This window comes from Enterococcus sp. AZ071, assembly GCF_050499065.1.
Taxonomy (GTDB): Bacteria; Bacillota; Bacilli; order Lactobacillales; family Enterococcaceae; genus Enterococcus_A; species Enterococcus_A ferrettii.
On sequence record NZ_JBIPAS010000001.1, the window covers coordinates 2,546,855 to 2,567,023 of the forward strand.

At 40.0% G+C, this 20,169-nt stretch carries 22 protein-coding genes; all 22 read right to left on the minus strand.

Going from position 1 to position 20,169, the window contains the following annotated elements; all coding sequences use genetic code 11:
• Nucleotides 1-633 precede the first annotated feature (633 nt).
• The 22 genes from IGI49_RS12585 to IGI49_RS12690 all read right to left on the minus strand — a co-directional run bounded on the left by IGI49_RS12585 (nt 634) and on the right by IGI49_RS12690 (nt 20,154).
• Entirely contained in the window at nt 634-1,980 is a 1,347-nt protein-coding gene (locus tag IGI49_RS12585) for a dihydrolipoyl dehydrogenase family protein (protein ID WP_429964760.1), read from the minus strand.
• Nucleotides 1,981-2,180: 200 nt separating this feature from the next.
• Nucleotides 2,181-2,636, minus strand: a complete 456-nt coding sequence (locus IGI49_RS12590; protein WP_429964761.1) for a GNAT family N-acetyltransferase — start codon at nt 2,634-2,636, stop codon at nt 2,181-2,183.
• 23 nt (nt 2,637-2,659) lie between these two features.
• Nucleotides 2,660-3,178, minus strand: coding sequence for a hypothetical protein (locus tag IGI49_RS12595; RefSeq protein WP_429964762.1), 519 nt, complete (start codon nt 3,176-3,178; stop codon nt 2,660-2,662).
• A 145-nt stretch (nt 3,179-3,323) separates the two neighbouring features.
• Entirely contained in the window at nt 3,324-3,782 is a 459-nt protein-coding gene (locus tag IGI49_RS12600) for a hypothetical protein (protein ID WP_429964763.1), read from the minus strand.
• Between the two features lie 117 nt (nt 3,783-3,899).
• Nucleotides 3,900-4,265, minus strand: a complete 366-nt coding sequence (locus IGI49_RS12605) for a leucine-rich repeat protein (protein ID WP_429964764.1) — start codon at nt 4,263-4,265, stop codon at nt 3,900-3,902.
• A gap of 42 nt (nt 4,266-4,307) precedes the next feature.
• A complete protein-coding gene (locus tag IGI49_RS12610; RefSeq protein ID WP_429964765.1) occupies nt 4,308-4,889 on the minus strand; it encodes a LemA family protein in 582 nt (193 codons plus the stop codon).
• Nucleotides 4,890-4,903: 14 nt separating this feature from the next.
• Nucleotides 4,904-6,040 carry a DUF2207 family protein gene (locus IGI49_RS12615; protein ID WP_429964766.1) on the minus strand — a complete coding sequence of 379 codons (1,137 nt, stop codon included), beginning with the start codon at nt 6,038-6,040 and terminating at the stop codon, nt 4,904-4,906.
• A gap of 273 nt (nt 6,041-6,313) precedes the next feature.
• Complete coding sequence (locus tag IGI49_RS12620) at nt 6,314-7,138, minus strand: hypothetical protein (RefSeq protein WP_429964767.1); 825 nt, start codon at nt 7,136-7,138, stop codon at nt 6,314-6,316.
• Between the two features lie 40 nt (nt 7,139-7,178).
• Nucleotides 7,179-7,328: a hypothetical protein gene (locus IGI49_RS12625; RefSeq protein ID WP_429964768.1), complete on the minus strand. Its 150-nt coding sequence runs from the start codon at nt 7,326-7,328 to the stop codon at nt 7,179-7,181.
• Nucleotides 7,329-7,452: 124 nt separating this feature from the next.
• Complete coding sequence (locus IGI49_RS12630) at nt 7,453-8,211, minus strand: winged helix-turn-helix domain-containing protein (RefSeq protein ID WP_429964769.1); 759 nt, start codon at nt 8,209-8,211, stop codon at nt 7,453-7,455.
• Nucleotides 8,212-8,228: 17 nt separating this feature from the next.
• Nucleotides 8,229-8,972, minus strand: coding sequence for a recombinase family protein (locus tag IGI49_RS12635; protein WP_429964770.1), 744 nt, complete (start codon nt 8,970-8,972; stop codon nt 8,229-8,231).
• 232 nt (nt 8,973-9,204) lie between these two features.
• Nucleotides 9,205-10,398: a hypothetical protein gene (locus tag IGI49_RS12640; protein ID WP_429964771.1), complete on the minus strand. Its 1,194-nt coding sequence runs from the start codon at nt 10,396-10,398 to the stop codon at nt 9,205-9,207.
• A gap of 17 nt (nt 10,399-10,415) precedes the next feature.
• Nucleotides 10,416-12,395 carry a hypothetical protein gene (locus IGI49_RS12645; protein WP_429964772.1) on the minus strand — a complete coding sequence of 660 codons (1,980 nt, stop codon included), beginning with the start codon at nt 12,393-12,395 and terminating at the stop codon, nt 10,416-10,418.
• Between the two features lie 110 nt (nt 12,396-12,505).
• Complete coding sequence (locus tag IGI49_RS12650) at nt 12,506-13,150, minus strand: hypothetical protein (RefSeq protein WP_429964773.1); 645 nt, start codon at nt 13,148-13,150, stop codon at nt 12,506-12,508.
• Nucleotides 13,151-13,165: 15 nt separating this feature from the next.
• Nucleotides 13,166-14,002, minus strand: a complete 837-nt coding sequence (locus IGI49_RS12655) for a BsaA family SipW-dependent biofilm matrix protein (protein WP_429964774.1) — start codon at nt 14,000-14,002, stop codon at nt 13,166-13,168.
• Nucleotides 13,999-14,772 (minus strand): LPXTG cell wall anchor domain-containing protein, encoded by a 774-nt coding sequence (locus tag IGI49_RS12660; protein WP_429964775.1) that lies wholly within the window; start codon nt 14,770-14,772, stop codon nt 13,999-14,001. The genes IGI49_RS12655 and IGI49_RS12660 overlap by 4 nt, the downstream gene beginning before the upstream one ends.
• Before the next feature lie 44 nt (nt 14,773-14,816).
• The gene (locus tag IGI49_RS12665; RefSeq protein ID WP_429964776.1) at nt 14,817-16,067 is read right to left on the minus strand and encodes a hypothetical protein; all 1,251 of its coding nucleotides are present in this window, start codon (nt 16,065-16,067) and stop codon (nt 14,817-14,819) included.
• Between the two features lie 60 nt (nt 16,068-16,127).
• Nucleotides 16,128-17,057 carry a signal peptidase I gene (locus tag IGI49_RS12670; RefSeq protein WP_429964777.1) on the minus strand — a complete coding sequence of 310 codons (930 nt, stop codon included), beginning with the start codon at nt 17,055-17,057 and terminating at the stop codon, nt 16,128-16,130.
• 13 nt (nt 17,058-17,070) lie between these two features.
• Complete coding sequence (locus IGI49_RS12675) at nt 17,071-18,174, minus strand: glucosaminidase domain-containing protein (RefSeq protein WP_429964778.1); 1,104 nt, start codon at nt 18,172-18,174, stop codon at nt 17,071-17,073.
• On the minus strand, nt 18,164-18,478 hold the full coding sequence (locus IGI49_RS12680) for a hypothetical protein (RefSeq protein WP_429964779.1): 315 nt from the start codon (nt 18,476-18,478) through the stop codon (nt 18,164-18,166). The genes IGI49_RS12675 and IGI49_RS12680 overlap by 11 nt, the downstream gene beginning before the upstream one ends.
• Nucleotides 18,475-18,918 (minus strand): signal peptidase I, encoded by a 444-nt coding sequence (gene lepB / locus IGI49_RS12685; RefSeq protein WP_429965001.1) that lies wholly within the window; start codon nt 18,916-18,918, stop codon nt 18,475-18,477. The genes IGI49_RS12680 and lepB overlap by 4 nt, the downstream gene beginning before the upstream one ends.
• Before the next feature lie 72 nt (nt 18,919-18,990).
• Nucleotides 18,991-20,154: a hypothetical protein gene (locus tag IGI49_RS12690; RefSeq protein ID WP_429964780.1), complete on the minus strand. Its 1,164-nt coding sequence runs from the start codon at nt 20,152-20,154 to the stop codon at nt 18,991-18,993.
• Between the last annotated feature and the right edge of the window lie 15 nt (nt 20,155-20,169).

Sequence of the window (20,169 nt, forward strand, 5' to 3'; positions counted from 1 at the left end):
CAAAACAAGAAGTCATTTTAATTATTTTTTTAAAATATATTGCGTATTTATTCTTCGTAATCTATAATTAGAATTGTTAATAAACAACAAATTAAAAAATACAGCTATCTTAACAAAAGAATCTCTTAGTCTTCATTAGACTAAGAAATAAAAATAATTTTTCTAACCAGGAACATTTTTCTAACGATTTTCTAAACTTACGAACAATACTAACGTTCCTATACATTATATATTTCTATTGGCCTATAAAAACATATTTTTTATTAGGTATAGCAAAAAAATTGATGAAAGTTATTTTCGACAGAACTAAGTCATTTACTGTTTGACTTTTTTGTCTACATGCAAAAGAGGCATCTGCAAGTTTTTCATTCGCAGATGCCTCTTTTCATTTATTTACTATTCCTTACATTTTAGTCCATTCTTCATCCCATTTTAAACAGAAATTGTCTATAAGCCTCACTGTGCGTCGAAACTTTGAATCGTTCTCCACTGCAATCACTGATATTTCGTTGTTCAATTGACTAAACATTTTTGTGGTTTATTACTTTATACTAAGTTCTTTAAGATCAATCCAATTTGAAGTAGATATGTAAAAAAAGAGCACAGGATAACGTTCTGCGCTCATAATCATTATTACTGATGAAGCATTGGCATCATCAATTGAATCAAAGCAATCGACACTGTCGGAAAAGCAAAGATCATCTGATTCAGCTGTGAAGCAGTCATTCGTTGATTAATCACTAAAGTAAATAAGTTGATCAAATCCGCGGCATCGTTGCTGTAGACATCTGCACCTACTAAATAGTTTTCTTCATCTAAGACAATTGTTGCTTCAGCTTCTGTTTCGTTTTTGGTTTCAAACACAAACATCTTGCCGTATGTCAAGGTTGCAGTATGGTAGCGATCTGATTCTTGTGCTTCTTTTTGACTAACACCTACCTGAGCAATTCGCGGCAAAGTATACACCACCGAAGGAATCACAGGATAGGCGATTTTTTCAGTATGACCTAAAAATTGAGCTGCTAAATAATTTGATTCAAAGGTGGCAGTTGGTGTCAAACGTGGAATGGCTTTATCAATCACGTCTCCGCTAGCACAAATATTCGGTACAGAGGTACGCAAATAGTCATCGACTTCGATCCCTTTTTTATTAAAAGTGACACCAATATCTTCTAAGCCCAGATCTTCCACATTCGGAATTCTGCCGGTCGCATCCAAGACATAATCCGTCTTGATAATTTGACCATTTTTCGTTTTGACACTGTACTCTGTTTCATCCTTCGTCACTTCAACGACTTCCGTATTAAAATGAAATTGTACCTGTTCTTGCTTCAAGCCTTCAACAATTTTTTCAGCATATTTGTCGTAATAAGCCGGCAGTGCCTTGTCTGAAAATTCGACTACATGAATTTCACTGCCCATTTTCGCTGCCATCGAAACAAACTCCAAGGAAATCAGCCCGGCACCGATGAAGACGATTCTCTTTGGCATCTCAGTCAAATCTAAAAAGTCCTGACTCGTATGCAAATAATCCTTTCCAGGAATCGGCAAACGATTGGATCGTTGACCAGTAGCAATCACGATGGTTTCGCCTTTGATTACTTCATCATTGACCTGAACAGCATGGGCATCTATGAATTTTCCGCTGCCTTTGTAAATATCAATTTGTGCTTTTTTGAAGGTTTGTTCCATCAGCTCTGTTAGCGGATTAATGACTCCATGCTTATAATTCATCAGATCCTTCCATTGAACCTGCGGTACTTCGTTAATACCAATGCCCTTGTACAGCTCCAAACGTTCAATCAACTCAAAAGGTGAATCGAGTAAAATCTTGGGATTACATCCAAAGTTGGTACATGTCCCTGCGATCTTTTCTTTTTCAATAATCGCTACTGTTTTGTTTGCTCCTCGCAAGGTCATTGCTGCATGCCAAGCCGCATGACCGCTGCCGATAAACACAACATCGTATTCTTTTTCCATGACCGATCATTCTCCTTTTTCCTGTAATAAAGTCTTTTTTGGTGCAAAAAAATAAGCGTTTCTACGTCGGTTATACGCTGAAAACGCTTATTTTACAAATTTGCTGTTTTGTTCCTTTGTAAACGATTAAGTTATTGGTGCTTCTTCATCTCGCAGAACGAAAGTAACTATTCATCATCCGCCTGCATCCAAGAACTATCTTATAAGTCTTGGCTTAACCTCACCATATCTTGAAGCACCATACCGTTTTCGATAACAATTGCTTCTTCGTAGTGCCGTACAAAAAAATCCCGATCAATCGCAACCATTCGGAATCCACATTTTTGGTAAAGGTACAGTTGCTCAAAGCCGATACTTCCTGTTCCGACTTCAATAGTATGAAAGCCGCTTTGTTTAGCTGTTTGCAGAGCAAATGCAATCATCTCTTGAGCAATCCCCTTGCCTTGATGAACTTCAGCAACAGCAATATTCACCAATTCAATAGTTTCTGGTCGAGTAGGTAATAAGACCATAATACCAACTAACGTTTCATCTTCAGTTGCTTCATAAACTGTTCCTCTTTGAGCGTAATCATCCACTAGAAGTTGATTGGGATCAGCGAGCAATAATAATTGATTGTGAATATCAGTAAGTTGTTCTACTTTATTTATCTCCACACATATTTCTCCTTTTTTATACCTTACAAAATAAACGCAACAGAAATAACCAGAAAGCTGATAAACGAATTTTTTCTAAAAAGAATGGAAATGATTCCCGAGACAATCGAAAAGAACATCGTATAAAACCCACCTGCAATTCCTTTCAAAAGAAAATGCATCAATCCCCAAGTTAACGCCAGGAAAAATCTTCCGTCAGGAACATTAGTACGGATAGAAAACTGCCGCTTACAAAATTCTTGACCAAAAATAATCGTCAATACGATCAACGCTGTTTCAGCAAAATAATAAACGATCCGAGAGAAAAGAGCAAGAATACTCCTATTCAAGCTTCCATTAAATTCCACTAAAGGTTTAAATCCTCCAAATCCTATGGTAGAAACAATAATAATCATGAGACACAAGAGCAGAGAAACATAAAGAGCTCTTTTTTCAATCATTTGCCGATTCGCCCGAGGATCAAAACCAACTGTCTTTTTAGAATAAGTGATTAATAGCCAAACAAAACCAAACCAAAGACAGGCAGTAAGCAGCGCGTTCACTGATACACTCAGCGGAGCAAGTCCTAGCCCCGAAACTAAGAATTAATTCCAAACTAAACCCTGCAAATGCGTACAATCCCATCCACAAAAACTCAAGAGAGGAAACTTTTTTATCCTGAATCAAATCCCGACCTGCTTTCTCCCCTTATAATCCAAGATCAATTCCAAAAATCATATTCAACAATATATACACTGCGGGGATCGTCACGGCACTTAATACCACCGTTAAAAAACACCCCAAAGTCCGTTTGCTTTGCAGCAAGGTTTTCTCAGAATTCACCTGTGCATGTCTCTTCGGTTTATTCTTGTCATAATAGATTTCTATTCTCGTGATAGAAGGATCATCAATGTTGGCATGCTGAGTAAAGGTGTATCGCTTTCCTGCTACGAAATATTCATAGTAATTTTTTGAATAGTATTCTGTAGATCCTGAATCTATATCCCGACTGTACGTCTTGCTTGTGTACCACTTCGCTGTAGTCTTATTTCCTTCTCGTTCCATCTTTTTGTATCTTTTGTATTCCGGTCCTTTTCGGATCACTAAAAGCCACAAATAAAAACCGATAATTGAAACGGATAGGAAAAGTTGAATCACTTTGACCATCGCCGGTCACCTTCTTTCAGATTCGTGGAGCATTCTTTCTTGTTAGGTTGCGCTATTTTTTTAACTAAAGGGTATGACTGATATTTTTTTACTTCCTTATACTTATGCTATCTTAGTTTACAGTATCTGCCAACTCGATTCGCAACCATAAAAAACTGATTCGCTCATTTCTTCTAGCCCTTCGTCTTTTATGGTCACGGCTTTCAAATTTTCACAAAACATAAATGCTTCTTTCCCTATAAAACATGCCGTTTCCCAAATCCCAATACTGGTGATTAGATCGTTCGTTCCAAAGGCATGATTACCGCCAATGACAGGTTTGCCTCCCAACATCTTAGGAATCTTACCATCGTTTACTTCACCATTATAACCGCCGTCTTCCATTTCAGAATAAGTAAAACAACTGTTTTTCCTGCTCTCTAGAAATGCTTGTTGTTTATCCTCTGTCGTCTTTTGAGAAGATTCTTTTGAAATACTGGGCACACTTTAGTTTATTTAATCGTTTTTTATTCCTATCTTATTCCTTCATTTATGATTGTTGCTATTTTGAAACTGTTTTGCTTGAATAGATAGTACCTTTTGTTCCTCAGAGGCAGTTTTCAGAAATTCTTCTACTTGAAATCCAAATAAAACAGCCACCAGATTATTGGGAAACTGCATCACTTGGTTGTTGTAGAGTAATACTGTGTCGTTATAAAATTGGCGAGCTTTTGAAAGTTTGTTCTCCAAGCTTTTCAGTTCCTTCTGTAAGGTTTGAAAGTGCTGGCTAGTTTTTAATTCAGGATACTGCTCACTGACTGCAAAAAAATAGCCCAGCTGTTTTGTTAATTCCGAATTCACAGTCAACGCTTCCTGAGTATTAGCTGTTTGACCTAATTTCCTTCTCTCATTAACAATTGTTTCCAAAGTAGTCTTTTCATACTCGCCATAAGCCTTCGTCGTCTCAAATAAATTTGGGAGAGTATCGTAACGTTGTTTTAGACAAACATCAATCTGAGCTTTTTGATCCTTTACACGATTTCGAAGCACTACCAATGAATTCCGAACCCGAATCAAAAAAGCCGCAATTCCACCTATAATGAATAGTCCTAAAATGACTCCAATCATTGCTTTCATCCTTTTTATTTCATTTTCTTTTGAAAATACAACGCCGTTAATTCATCAACAATCTGCTGATTTTCTTCCAGTACAACCGCATAGATGAGAAATTCTTCCCATAAAATCAACTGTTCCTTTTGTGCATAGGACAATTCTGAAAAATCATGCAAGAAGCGCTTCATCCCGTAAAGCTGCTCGGTTAACGCTTCTCCTTTTAATGTGCGTACATATTTATTTTGGTTCTTCTTTTTGATACTACACTGAATAATCGTTCCTACTGGTAGGAAAAAAGCCAAAAAGGCCATCAAGCCAAGTCCTAATATTAAGCCCAAAAGTCCCAGTTTTTGGGGATCAGAAAAAAACAGCAACATCAATGCCACATTCTCTTCTGGTGCATGCGAGATCAACTCCTGAAATTCAATTAGTTTTGTACTGATAAACGATTCTCTTGCTGCTAATCCAATACTAACTAAAAGAATTGAGGGCAGAAGACAACCAGAAAAAACACCAGAACTCAATTTTTTCTCAACGCTCGGCAGACTCGATTTAATATATCCAGCATCTATTGCCTCTTGGGTCGCCTGTTTTTCCCATCTGTTCAACGTTTCTTTATCGATTTTTCCCTGAACCAATTTCTTTAGCAGGATTCGATCGCTCCCTTGCAGTTGAGGGTGCTCCAAAGTCAATAATCGAATGTTTCCTTGATCATCTATAGTGACAACCTCTAAAAATTGATAAAACAATAACGAAGCCGCAACATCTTTTTCCACTTCCAGTTCCAAATCCGTCAGCAAGCTAATCATTGCAGGTGTCAACTGGGGAAATGTTTCTCTAAAATAGGGCAGATAAGTGAGAACAGGTATAGCAGCATTCTCCAAAGCCTTTTTCTTACCAGTATGGACGAACCACTTAAACAAAATCATGAGCGGAAGTATAAGGACCAAAGAAAGACACAGATAAAAGAGAAAAAGACCGAGTACTATCAGCCAATCTTTCGGCAAAGCTATTGGTTGAATCATTTTTTGTCCTGAAGAAGTAAATAATAAATAAATCAAGAAATAGCAGCCCACTCCAACAGGTAGTAGCCAAATACGTCGCTCTAATCGTTGCCATCGAACAATTTTTGACGTATAAAGTTGGGTAACCGCTGCTTTTCTCACATTGCCCCTCCTAATAACCAACTTAACACCTAGTTAGTTCACTCATTGTTAAACCAAAACGCTGCAGACTCAATGCTCGTGGTTTCTTTATCGTTTCAATATCTTGCACCTATAAATAATTTTTGGTCGTTGCTCTCTTCAATAGCATTTATTTCACGCTTTTTTCTTCTTTCAAAGTCACTAATGATGAGTTCATCAGCACCCCACCTAACACAATCACCTTCAAAGAACTGTGTGACAATGATCGATTAGTTAACTTTCATTCGGCTAAATTTATTTTTTGACCAGCTCAAAGCCATCTGTGAATAGATTTACTGCTTTTTCTACATTGCCATTTGCCATTATCTTCCCATCAATATCCATCACATCGATAAATATTTTAGTTTCCTCATCTATGTCAAAAGTAATATACAACATCGCATCCTTACTATCTTCCTCTATAAAATTGACATACGCATATCTATAAGGAACACCATCTGCCTTGCCTTCTCCACTATCAATATCTTTTACTTCCCAGTTAAACTGATCCTTTAAATTCGGAAGTTTATTACTAATTTCCACATTACCTTTTGTCATGTACAGACCATCGTATTCAGGGAAGTTTTTCTCAAAGTCATTCTCCGCTTTTACATCATACATGTGGATGTATCCCCCAAACCCTTCCTTTTTATCGTTTACTAAAAACATATACGAGGAAGGGATGGCCTCCAGTCTTTCAATTGCTTCTTTTGAGCCAAGCAATCCGCCACTTTTTGAGTATTCTCTTAGCATATTCTCCTCTGTGTCAAAAAAAATCCACCGAGGAGTGCCAACTTCCATATCACTTCCTAAATGAAAATAGGCTCTTGGCTTAAATGTATCCTTGGTAATTTCGTCTTCTTTTAAAAATTCACCCGCATCATTTTGACTTGTACTCAAAGGAAATGAAAGGCGTTCTTCTGTTGTTTTAGCGCTCTTTTTGGCCTGTGTACTTCCCTTTTTTTTAGTTTCTGCAGTCTTAGCTGATTTCTCTTCGTTTTCTTGCTTGTCAGCTGCTGTTCCGCCACATCCGGTAAGTAAAACCATTAGAACCAAGGTCATCCCGATAAACTTCTTCATTTACTTCTCCTTTTTGCTTCTCATTTTTTTCAATTGATTTTTATTCTTTAGTCACTGCGGTTTCCTTCTCTTCGTAGTCATTGAACCAGTCGATAAGACCTTCTGCTCCATCATTGATATGAAATATATCATGATCCAATGTGCACGTAGTAAATAGATTGTTTACATCAACTTTCTTGAGATCTTCCAAGTATTCGCTATCCTTGACAGAAATGTAACCTATAAACTACGATCGCATCACACATATGTATCAACCGCTCCAACTAGATTCGCCTCTCTAAATTTTTCCAGTTTATTGAAGGCTATTGTCTTTTTTAATTCATCGCATACTTCAAATTTTCTTGTTGTTGCGCACCCTTTAACCAGTATTCATACAATTCATCGCTGAATCGGTAGCCTCTTCCCCATAAGGTGGTGATGGTTTCTCCTGTCAGTCCATGCTGCTCAAATTTACGTTTCAGTTTATTGATCAAACAGGACAGTTGACTCATATTAGAAGCGGTATCTCCATCACTCCATAGCTGGTCACACAGCTCTTTTCGGGACAACGCCTCGGTCTTTGTATACGCATTAATGAGACTTTCAAACACTTTTTTTTCGGTTTTAGACAAGCTCTTCCATAACAGCTTCCATTCGGTTGGCTCCATCTGTTCTTCTGCATAAGGGAACGAAAGAATTTGTTGATCGGCGAATTCTTTTTGTTGCTGCTGCTGCGATAATTCATTGACTTTTTCTCGTAAATCTTCGTAGCCTATTTCTTTATGCAGCCAATCTGTAAGACCCAATTCATTCCAGTAATTTTGTTCCTCTTCGTTAGGAAAATTCTCAACAATTCGCAGCACCGTCAGCGGTTGATTCTGCAGTAGGTTTAAGAGTTGTTCTACCTCTGTATGACAAAGACTTTCACTTAATATCACCCAGCGGAAATAAAAAACGAAAGGATTGATCGTACCTTTTTGCAGGTGATTTAATAGATCCGTCGAGCAAAGAATCTCGCAGTTCATTCGTTGTAATTTATTGACAATGGTTTCCTCTGTCAGGGGATTTTTAGTTAAAATAAGTACATGTTGCATAGGGATTCACCTTCTCTTTAGGTTTTTGATACTTTCTTCTCTTTAGTTGACGTTTTCGCCTCGGATTCTTCCGTATCAATCAGCACATTCCATAAAATAATCAATGTCACAACAATACAAATCGCAATTTGAATCCATAACTGATCAAAATAGGATTCTGCCAGCTTGATACTAAAAATCGCCAACAGGAAACAGATCACTAAGATGATTGCCAATTGAAGCTGCCGCAATTCCTGTTGGATACGATAGGCTGTTTCAATTGGTACTCGCTTTTGCTGGGCAACTTGGCGAACGGAATTCTTTTCTACCAACAGCCAGATAATTTCTCTATAGAGTTTGCGGGCCTCTGGCTCTTTACTAAATAAAGAATACGCACCCTTACTGCGGTTCCGTTCTTTGCCAGCTTTGACTAAAAAGGGATGTAGTAAGCGATCATTGCGCAATGACCAGCGAAAAATCTGACGCCACTCTTCAATACTTAATTGAGGCAAATTCAGAACATCCAAAGTAATTTCTGAACTTTCCAATTGATCTAAGCAGACCAACAATTGTCGATAGTCGCGTGAAATGACTTCCCACGATGAAATGACTAGATGATCGCCTGCCTGGGCAAAGTTTAGCAATGCCTGAAATTCACTCGTGGGTGAAGTTAATGCTTCCACTTCTTGATGCCCATCGGAAAAGAGTTCATCCACTGGGTAATCCTCCAGCATATCCAATTGTTGGGTAATTTGATAACCGCGTGCGTAGCCCAAATTCATCGTTTGTGACCTCTTTCTCTTTGAATTTTAGGATGATTGATTGGATATGGTCCTGTCTTTTTCGTGCTTGTCTGATTTTGACTTCGCTTTTTACCGCGAATTATTTGTTTTAACAAACTTGATTGTTCCTTTTGCGTACGGAGGATTGTTACCATCAAATAGCTGTGAACCAACAAAATTAGTCCGAACACGAGAAATAAGAAATAAATCACTAACTATTTCCTTCCTTCCCTTATTTAGGCTGAATCTTTCCTAAATCATTATGTTTGTAGTCCCAACTATACGGTTGTGGAGTTTTGTTGGTACTCTTTCCGCTTTCTTTCACTGGTTTCAGATAAATAGTCAGCCAGAATTCTTCTTTATTATCAATCGTCGACCGATTTAATGAAATTTTTCCAGACGTTGCTGTCGGTGTTCCCGTCTTGTGAGAAGTACCATTTGGATCAGCTGCCTGATCTGTCATACGAAAACCCTCGTATTGATAAAATTCTGGTATCACTGCACTTAAATTAACTTCCTCTGAAGCATTTTTTAGATGATCTGTTTCTACCGCAAACGTAGTAAAGTCTAGCGTACTCTCTGTTTTTCCAGACTTCACAACTGCTTGTGAGTGATAATCTGGATCAACAACGAGACCACCTCTATTCACCGTGTTTCTAATCGTAAGATATCCTTCGTCAGGTACTACAATTTCATCAGATGGGTCTCGAATGATTTGCCGAACATGGAGCAGCACGTCACTGAATAAATTGATATCTAACGAACCTATCGTATTTACCCCTTTGGTATGATGATTATCCGTATTTTTTTCCCAAGCGTAGCTCACTTTGACTGGTGGGGAAATTATTCCAGGCTGCGGTGCATTCCTTACCTGATTGATACTTTGAATTTTCAGCTTTTGACGATCAGCTGGCTTACTCATATCTGCTAAAGTCGGCAGCTCAGCAGCTGTTTCATGCATATAATCATAATAATCATAGACGCGAATATTCCCGCGACTTCTCACATCATCATCCGTGTGTCCGTGACGCAGACGAAACGGCATAGCATAATCATCTGCATAATAAACCACACCATTTGTTTTATCTGGACCCACTGCAGGGGTTGTTTTACTGTTTGGCAAGGTATTTTTCACTGTAGCGAATACCCAAACCCGGTTCGTAATCTTGACTCCAGAAGCTGGTCGATAAATGACATCTACAGGATAGGGCTTCGCAACAGTTGCTTCGCGGAGGGCTTTCAGCTGAGCAGCGTCTACTGTAACCTTCCCCGATAGCTTAGAGCCATCTGTCCCATCTTCATCTACCCCATACCCTTGGTCACCGTCGCCTATTTCATGCTTCTTTAAGTTCCAAGCCATTGTTTTAGCGAATTTTTTGAACGCTGCCTCATCAGGAATGGTACTTCCTATTCCTTCCAAGGGCACATGGAAATTTCGAGCGTCTAGAGCGTACTCGTCTGTTTTTTTGTTTCATCAGTAATTTTATTTATCCATCGCGATCGAGTCGTCGTCTGCCTTTGGGTATCAGAGACGAAATAGGTTAACAGTTGTGGACCCGGATTGCTTTCATTAAGTCCCAACTTTGTCCATTCCATTGCATTAGCCACATTTAAAGGATTACGATTTATACGATTATAATGTAATGAATTCGGTTGTGGACTCAAGCTTAGTTCAGTGTCATAGACATCATAGACTCTGATACTCATCGGACTAGTCAACGCACCGTTTTTAGTTCCCGTGATTAACCAGTTATCTCGTACAGACCACTTGTATTGGGTATTTACAGTACTTGGTTGATTCAAGGTCCGATCTTCAACATTGTAAATAATGTTGTCTGGTGCATACATCGCTGGCTTATGATCTTGTTTCGTCTCCAAAATACCGAAAATATTCTGCTCACCGTGTGTTGCCCCAGGTGATTTATTCGTCCAAGCTGCGTTAGCCCCTAGAGCACTTTGAAAGCCATCAATAAAACTTGTTGCAGGAATACTGCTCACATTCAATTCACTAAAAGTTCCACTAAAAAAGTAACGTGAATTATCTAGAAAAGAAGCAGTCCTTATATTCAAAGTTTTGTTTAATCCGGTCTCCATACCAACGGCAGATTTGATAGCAAAGCTGCTTGAAAGGTTGGCTACAAAAGTTGAATCAACCTTTAGAAACTCATTAAAAGGCGAAAAGACACCTGTAACAGTAGCTAAGTAGCCAATAGCACTATACGATCCATCACCTAGGCGAATAATCTCCATATCTGTATTCGCTGGAAATTCAGCTACTTTTGTAAAGAATCCTGTTGCAGCGGTATACTTGACAATCTCACTTTTTGAATTATCCTTTACCAGAAAATATCTTTCATCGGTAGAAGAAATTTTGTTTAGCGGCTTAATTGTTACTGATCCTACAGCAGGAACATATTGCCTTAGCATATTTCCATCTTTATCCCAAGTAACTAGTTTGCTATAGCTTGTTCCTCCCTTTGACATGTATGTCATTATACCGAGTAACTCTTGGTTATTAGGTGATTTTTTCATACCTGATAGTTGTTCAATTCGCATAAAGTTTGGATCAGCGAAAACAGAAGAACCTTGCGTATATTTCAGTCGTACCCGCCTTTCCTCATTTCCGTTGGTATTTAAAATGCCAATCATTCTTCCGTTGTTTACAGTACTTGGTGTTTCAGCTGTTTGATACCAATGTCCTGAGTAATAAATTTTATTATCAAGACCGATTTGGACACAATTGTAGCTCATTTCATTCGGAGCTGCGCCTAGAAAGGTTAAAGAACCGGGCGTGACTGACGCAATGCTTGTCTCAGCTGCATTCAATTTGACAGTGACAGTTTTATTTCCTGACAAAATAAGGAAGGTTCCATCTGGCTTTTTCTGTAAATACGAAATTTCAGTACCATAACCACCATGGGTTTGATTTATCGAAGTACCTTCCAATTGACGACTATCAAGTAGATTGTTATTTTCATCTAACAAAAAGAGAAAAGTAGTGGAAAAATCGTAGGAAACCCCATTTCCCCACGTTGATACCAGACCAGCCGCCAGAACTCGATCCTTATCTGTTTTCTCAGAGAATTCATAATATTGTCTAGGTTGCACCGTACTGAAAGCCTTGACATTGATCTTTGTTGGATTTAGTAGAAAGCCATCATTTTGTTTATAGCCATTAAAAGCTACATCACTAATTAAACGATCTTCAGTCAGCCTTGTTGCATCTGTTGGTAGCGTATATTCATTAGCGCCACCTTCATCCAGCTTAATTGTATTGGTAGGATGTGCAGCTACTCTGTCTTTTTTTTGAAATGTAGTAAGACTCATGGCAACGCTAATTATCACAAGAAGAGCTAGGAAGCCAATTCCTACAATTTTTAGCCCCTTTTTTTTGAACCATTGTTTCTTCAGATTCTTTTTCATTCTTATCGACTCCTTTTTTCAGCCCTCATCAAATCAATGCTTTAGTCATAAAACACTCATCTCATGAGTGTTGATTCTTTTAAGTAAAGGGACACAGAATACCTGCATCCCTAGTTGTCAGTTATGCCTTTTAAATGATCATCAACATCCTTTAGAGGCGCTTGAACGGGTGTAGTGCCTTGCCACCAGGCATCACGGTAAGCAAATTCTGAACAATTGATTGTTTCGACTTTCAAGGTAATCGACAGATCCGCTTGTTGATACCGTGTAGCCAATTGATCCGAAAGTCTGACAGATTCAAATAACTTGCTCGTTCTTTTGCCTGGTTCTACTGCTTCTTTTTTATAATAGTAATAGCCGTCTTGACCATTAATCCAGTCCGCAGTTGCACCGTTCTCCAAAAACAAGTCCGTCCCAATCAGTAAAGGAAGAATTTGTTGATTGACTGGATCGCCTACAATCGGCGCACGTACTTCTGCCAGTACCATTACACGTACAAATTGGTTGATTGTTCCTGTATTTTTGATTAGAACATCCTTTTGAACCACTTCATCCAGCTTTACTTCTGTGCGGGTATCATCAAATACCTCGATGATTTCCGTTTCCACTTGTCCAATCTGAAAATCATTTTCCTTCCTATCTGTCGCTGTCATCGCCGCGTACACCCAATAACCACCACCAATCAATAGGAGGATTGAGCAGACAGCAACGATAAGATATAAAATTCGTCGCTTTACTTTCTTGTGCCGATTCATCTCATTCCTCCTCGATTAATAAAGTGTGTACATCGTACGAATAGGACTTCCTGCTGGAATACCCCAATCTGAGAACAACGACTGAGATACATCATGCGCATCCATTTCGGGAACCAGCTTATACAACGCACCTTTATAGCGGTTGGCGTATGCTGCATCTAACGAAACACTATCCAGCAGGTTTTCAGTCACATCATTAGGTGTCAATGTTTCAGAATAGTAAAAGTACCCATCCTCGTAATACCAGTAATCTTTCTCACTAGCACTAGGTGGTGCGGTTTGATCAAACACCTTTCCTGCCTGGAAATTCAATACAATCGCTGGTAATGGTTTGGTGCGAGTGCCTTTATACGTATAGCTTTGATCCAAAAGTACCAGATTTGCTTTATAATACGTAGTGGCATTTCTCCCATAGGTATTCCCAACTACCCACGTCGACGTATTTTTTACATCAACTGGTGTTGTACTGGATTGCCCGTAAATTTTCAGATTCCCATTGCCATCACCTGCACCATGATTGTCTGTAACATCCGTTTCAAATCCCAAGAAAAACTCTTTTAAAGATACACGAACAATTGCAGGAAACTCACCATTATTCTTGACACGTATATTCTTTTCTTGTTCCGTTCCTGGTGCCCAATGAAACACTTCTGTGAAGTCTTCTTCAATGACTGCAGAAAGTCTGCGAGTATTCTTTTCTGCCTGATTAATTCGTTCATCCGAAGAGGTAATCCAAGCATACGTACTGCCAACAATCAAAAGCAGACTCAACAACAAGGAAAAGCAGGCAAACAAGCTTTTACTTCGAACAAAGATGCGGAATAAGTGACGCAGCTTCTCTTTTTGACTCATTCCTGCTCCTCCTCTCGTCGGTTTCGCCATAGAAATAAGGCAATCAATACCAGTAATAACCCGGAAAGAAATTGATACACCAATTGTTCGCCTGTTTGCGGAAGACGTTTCCCATTATCCTCAACAGGTGGTACTGTTCCTGTCTTTGGCAGCTCCTCTGAGTTTGATGAACCAGGTGCTGTTGGCTCTTGCGGTTTTGTTGGTTCGGTCGATTTTGTTGGTTCGGTTGGGTCAGTCGGTTTGATCGGCTGATCCTTGGTTCCCACAAACGTCCAATAAAAATACAAATGACTATTATCCTTATAATCCTCGTTGGTTAAACCGGAATCTACAGTAAAGGTAGCCTTTAAGACCTTGTCTGTTCCATAGTCACAAACACCCAGTTCCAATGGCGTTTGTGTCCAATCAAAACGTCCATCACCTAATAAAGGTCCCTGATAAATTTCTTTTCCATCCAATACCAGTCGAACCTCAATGTGCTGCTTCCAATCAATCGAACCTTTACTCTCCACCTCTTCCACCAGCAAGCCTAAAGAAAAAGGCTCCTCTAAGTCCAAGCTGCGGATTGTAATTTCTTTTTCATATTTTTCTCCCGGTAGGAGATCGACTAAGTCAATGTAATATTCGCCATCTGATGTGGCATACAGCCCCTCAGAATCACCAATCACCATGCCGGGAGGGAGTGCATCGGCAGCCGCAGCAGCGGGTGTGCTTGCAAAGAAAAACCACAAGCACAGCCAACTGCAGAGTACTAGTCTAAACTTGCGCAATCGTCTCCACTCCTCCCTTTCTCATGGGTATTCATTCCTACCGATTAGTTGGTTAATTTATCATAAATTGCTTTGGTTTCTGGTTTAAGGGTTGGGTCCAACGTAATGCCCCAGCCAGTACTATCAGTCAATGCTTCTGCAGTTCCTTGAATAGCTTCCATTTTCACCACTAAATCATACGATGCATTGGTATACTCAACACCCATTGCACTGTCAAATATTAGACTGTCTAACAAGTTCACTGTTGTTTGACCTGCCAATAATGGTTGGGTGTAGTAGAACCAGCCATCTTCCTTGTTATAAATCCAGTTATCCGTTGCGGCAGCTAAGCCAGTACCATCGACTACTGAACCGTTGTATTTGATATGAATACTACTTTTTCCTAAACCATTCGTATCTGCTTGAACATTCTTTTCGCCAGCAGCTGTCGGAATTTGAACTGCAACCGTTGCTGGTGTTTCTCCTGGAATAGCTGTCAAGCCTAATGCGGCAAGTCGATAGTCGTAGTCCACACTATAACGTAAACCATTTGTTCCTAATAGGGCATTACCAGTCACTGCGCCTGCTCTATCTGGTAATGAAGATTTCGCCCAGTTCACGACTGTATTTTCATACCCATTTTCATAGTAGCCATATTTTAGACTAGAAACCGTAAAGGTCCAATCCTTCGCATCTAAGCTTGTTTCATTTAGATAATCGTCACTAATAGCAAATTCCATGGATTGGTATTTACCTGGTGCATATTCATGGACCATTTTCGCTTCATAGCTTTTCGTCACTGCACCAGTCGTCGGATGAACAGTTTTTCCTCCTTTAACGACCAACTTCGTGTCAGCTTCTAATCCAGTAATTTGGCCCGCCGGAACTTCCACAAATCCACCTGCAGGACTTAAAAGTTGGGTGCCGTTTACACTCACTGGCATGTTTTTTGCCAAACCAGGATCATCGGCAACATAGGTATATTTCGCACCTGAAACGGATGAAGGATCATACTTTACAGCGCCCTTTTCTGTCAAATGCTTCAACACTTCTTCATAAGAGACCCGAACATACACCTTCGCAGTGCCAGTATTCGTAACTTTTACTTCTTTTGTAGCTTCTGATCCTGGAACCAAAGGTATTGGTTCCCATTTTTCCACGATTGTTACGCTGTTGTCATTCACCGCTGCGGATTCGGCTCTATTGATTCGTTGATCCTGCGCAGTAATCCAGGCAAACGTCCCGGAGATGGCTGCGATTAACGCTAAAGCTGCTGCGGCAGCCATCAGCTTTTTCTTCTTACTATTCTTCTTCATTTCTTTTCCTCCTATACATCCTTTTTTCTTTTTTATATAAACACTTGTATGAACAAGTGGTTATACCCTTTTTGGATAACCATTTCTTTTGCTTGAACTATTGACCGATTCCGGTTGCAAAAAGTACGCTTTGAGCACTAAGAAGAAGCCGAAAGTGGACAACACGCACACCAGACACAGCCACAGATTTTCTTGGACAAAGTTTAAAATACTGCCCATTTTAGGGATCACAAAAGTGACTTTGCCGTAAACACGACTGGCCTCAATCGGTGGATCAGCGGTATTATTGGCATCTCCCTTGGTCACGATGTAATCCCCTGGTTTACCGTTAAGTTCTTCTAGGCGTTCGATCATTCGATGCGTTAAGTAGCGATCTCCTTCGCCTACCTGAAAGGTCACAATATCTCCTTCCTTCACCTGACTGCCATCTGCCATTTTCACCAGGACAATGTCCCCAGAATAGAATCCTTTTGAAGGTGAATCCGGCTGGGGAGCCATGGAATCGGTCAACACTTGATAGAACCGATAGCCAAAAATAGCTGCATCAGACTTCTCACTAAAGGCAAACATCAGCGAACTCAGCAAAATACCAATCGTCAGTGTGTAAAAAAACAAGTTATAAATGAACAGAAAAATTTTACGATTCGTTGATTTTTTGGCTTGTTGCAATGGCTGCGACTCACGATATGACGGAGCGACAGGTCTCATCGGTCGTTGCGAACGAGGTCGCTGCTCTCTGTATTGTGACTCTGGCGAATAGTGTTGTTCATATCGCCCTCTGTTCCCTGACTCACGGTAATGGCGGGAATACTCCCGGTCCTGTCGATTGGATTTTGGCCGAGGAACTGATTCACGAACACTGTCTCGATACCGCTGTTCTTCGTAAGAATCCCTTCTATCTGGTCGCCGATTGGAAGGGGGATGTTCTCGATAAGGTGGTTCTTCATCGAAATGATATTCTCGCTCTCGATAGTCACGTGGTCTCGACATTATTCCCCTTCTTTCATTGCGCGATTCGATTTCCCGCTACCTGTTTTGCTGGACGTTGAGGAATCGGCTGGATTTGTTGTACCTTTTGTGTTGTTTGATAGGTCGTGCTTTCTGATTTTTTTGACTCGTTGGTTGAACTAGTGTCAGCTGAGTTTTCATTGACCGGTTGTACTTCTGGTTGTTTTTCAGAGACATCCGCCAGCTTTTCTTCTTTCAGGTGTTCTTCTTCAAGCTTCTGATCAAAGGAGGTCAACTGATAGGTCTCAATTAGAGCATTTAGTTTCTTATCGTAAGAAGTGTCTGTCGCATATTTACCTGTTAGGGCTTTTGTAGCTTCCTGATAGGTTCCTGCATAGTCTTTCCAAGTTCCTTGATAAAAACTTGGATTGCCGGATAATCCTTTTTTCAATAAAGCTGCATAATCCTCCAATGATTCCTTGTAGCTAGGATATTGACGGAAAGCGGACTGAATCGTATACAACTGACCATTTCCTTTATCCTCTTGCGTGTTAAACGACACTTTTTTCCCTTGATAACTTCCTTTAATTCCAAATAAATTATGATGAGGGGGGCGAGCCAATTGGCTATTGCCCGAACCTGTTTCTAAAATTGCTTGTGCAATCATGACTGAAGCATAAATTCCCTCATTCCAAGCAATTTCTTGAGCATCTTTTCCAATAGATTGGATAAACTCTTCCGTCGTTTGATTTTTTACCACGGAGAACTGATAGTTTTCTTCTACCTTCGCTGCTGGCAAGGTTGTTTGAACCGTAACTGCTGCTGGAATTTCCGAGGCAGGAACAGTAGATTCTGTTGTCGACTCTGCTGTTGTTTCTTCTGATTCACTCTGTTTAGTAGTTGAAACAACAGCTTCACTACTCTTGCTTTCTTCTATAGAAGAAAACGATTCTTTAGTCATTGTGGACTCTGCATCTTCAAGTACCTCACTTGCTTGGTTAGCAGTGGTTGAACTACTTTCTAGCATTGGTGTTGCTTCTTGTTGAGAAGAAATCGGCTCTTTAGTTTCAGCGGATACCGTTTGTTTTCCCTGTGATTGGTAACCAACTATCAATCCTCCAGCAATAAGTACACCTACCATCAGGACTTTAACCTTCATCTTGCTTCCGCCTATTCTGAGGCCGTGGCTGAGGTCGTTCCCTCGGTCTTCTTGGTCTGGCTGCTGACTGCTTCAGCTTCAATAGAATCGTGTGGTAATGCAATGCGGTCACTCGCAAATACAAAGCCAAGACCATCAGCAGCATCAAAAGGAAGAGTTGGCTGACTGTGACTACTTCTTGAAAATCAGTAAAATAGAAAAAAATGCCTAGTATCAACACACCTAGCAGTACTATCAATGAAAAAAGCCAATAGACCCAATACCAGAAGGTGTACCATTCAAGTTTTTCCTGCAATGTCTTCATTCAATTCGTACTCCTTCTTTGACGACGCCTAAAATTTGTTTTTCGGTAATCAAACCGAAATGGCGGCTATCTTTAGAAATGGCGCGATTATCACCTAAAATAAAGTAATAGCCTTCTGGAATCTTGTCTCTGGAGAACTCCTTCCAGTCAAAGTCTTCCGTTTCTTTAGCAAATTCATCCGAAACAAGTTTCTTATTTACGTATAATTGCCCATCCCGATAAGTAATTCGTTCATTGGGCAGTCCAATGATTCGTTTCAAATAAAGACCCTCTGGATTTTCTGGCGGATGCAGCACCACGACATCAAAGCGTTTGGGTTTACGATGTGATATGATCTGAATCACCTCCTGCTCCTTAAATGTTGGATTCATTGATTCGCCACTGACTGAATACTTTGGATACATCCAGTGGTACATACGGAAAGAACTGAAAAAAATCAGATAGCATAGGACAAAGATAACTCCAGCCTTTGCTGGAAGTGTCCAGTGATAAAAAGGAGAGAATCTGCGACCTCAGCCAACCTCCTGAGCTTCTTTGACTGGTGCATCTTTTTGTTCGCGTACCATTCGTTCCAACAAGGCACTTTCTCCTTGCAAAAGATCAAAGTAAGCAGATTTACTCAATAAATTGTCATAATCCATCTTCATCAACTTGACATAAGGTTTTCTAAACCACGGCTGGGCATGTACCTTTGCTCGGGATTCAATTACTTGGCATTCATATAAAACAAAGTGAATGTCTCTGGTTGAAAGATTGGCCTTGATTTGTTTGACTTGATCCCGTTCATACACCAGCTTGTTGCCAGATACAGTCATTTTTTCGGTTTTATTTACTAGTTCGCCATTGAGGTTCCACATCTGCTCCAAAAAGCGTGCCTTCTGAAGCAGGTACGTATATTCCCGCAAACTGATCTTGATTCGTTTATCCCAATCGTTCTCTTCTTTGTTTTCCCGTTCAAAATATTGAATCCCGCTGTAGAGCATGGATAACTCCAATTTTTCAATCACCATCTCTAGTTTTTGATTTACAGCTCGCAAACGGGCTTTGCTTTGACTCTCCTGTTTCACGTCTTCTTGTTGGACTCTTGCAACAGATACTTTCGCTTCCTTGACCTGTTCTTCTGCTTGTTTAACTGGAACGGTCGCGAGCTTTTCTGGTGCTTCCTTCGACTTAGGCGGCACATCTGACAAGTGTTGACCAGCTAATTCCAGTAATAACTGTTCCGCCCGTTCCAAAGCTTCTTCGGCAGACAATGGAAATTGTTGCATCAGACTGTCCTCCAAGTGGATCGCAAATGGAAAACCAACTTCGCGAAAGGTCAACGGAATGAAGTCAAAGCGATAGATCCGTCGTCCATATTTTGGTTCTTCCGTTTGCGCTTTAATCCAAGCAAATTGTGGAAAAAATTGATGCAGCGACTGCCAGAACCCAGACCAGTCAAAATAGCCAGTTGGCAACAACAGCTCCACATGATAGCTGCTGTTCATGAAATGAAATAATTGTTCAAAGTGCTGATAAATTTTCTTTCGCTGGTCTTCGTTTAAGGTGCCGTGGGGCGCATATAGGTACTCACAAGCACGTTCAATTTCTTCCAATACTGGCTGTTTGAGCAACTCCTCCTGCATAAGCGGAGCTGGAGTGGGATATAGGGCAAGTTGATTCTGTGCTTGCTTCACCAAAAATCATCCCCT

Bases quoted from the DNA above. Each gene is read 5' to 3' on its own strand.
- IGI49_RS12665 (WP_429964776.1), bottom strand. From the start codon at position 16,067: ATGAAGAAGAATAGTAAGAAGAAAAAGCTGATGGCTGCCGCAGCAGCT.
- IGI49_RS12620 (WP_429964767.1), bottom strand. From the start codon at position 7,138: ATGAAGAAGTTTATCGGGATGACCTTGGTTCTAATGGTTTTACTTACC.
- IGI49_RS12600 (WP_429964763.1), bottom strand. From the start codon at position 3,782: ATGGTCAAAGTGATTCAACTTTTCCTATCCGTTTCAATTATCGGTTTT.
- IGI49_RS12585 (WP_429964760.1), bottom strand. From the start codon at position 1,980: ATGGAAAAAGAATACGATGTTGTGTTTATCGGCAGCGGTCATGCGGCT.
- IGI49_RS12610 (WP_429964765.1), bottom strand. From the start codon at position 4,889: ATGATTGGAGTCATTTTAGGACTATTCATTATAGGTGGAATTGCGGCT.
- IGI49_RS12650 (WP_429964773.1), bottom strand. From the start codon at position 13,150: ATGAATCGGCACAAGAAAGTAAAGCGACGAATTTTATATCTTATCGTT.
- IGI49_RS12630 (WP_429964769.1), bottom strand. From the start codon at position 8,211: ATGCAACATGTACTTATTTTAACTAAAAATCCCCTGACAGAGGAAACC.
- IGI49_RS12675 (WP_429964778.1), bottom strand. From the start codon at position 18,174: ATGAAGGTTAAAGTCCTGATGGTAGGTGTACTTATTGCTGGAGGATTG.
- IGI49_RS12680 (WP_429964779.1), bottom strand. From the start codon at position 18,478: ATGAAGACATTGCAGGAAAAACTTGAATGGTACACCTTCTGGTATTGG.
- IGI49_RS12635 (WP_429964770.1), bottom strand. From the start codon at position 8,972: ATGAATTTGGGCTACGCACGCGGTTATCAAATTACCCAACAATTGGAT.
- IGI49_RS12655 (WP_429964774.1), bottom strand. From the start codon at position 14,002: ATGAGTCAAAAAGAGAAGCTGCGTCACTTATTCCGCATCTTTGTTCGA.
- IGI49_RS12670 (WP_429964777.1), bottom strand. From the start codon at position 17,057: ATGTCGAGACCACGTGACTATCGAGAGCGAGAATATCATTTCGATGAA.
- IGI49_RS12645 (WP_429964772.1), bottom strand. From the start codon at position 12,395: ATGAAAAAGAATCTGAAGAAACAATGGTTCAAAAAAAAGGGGCTAAAA.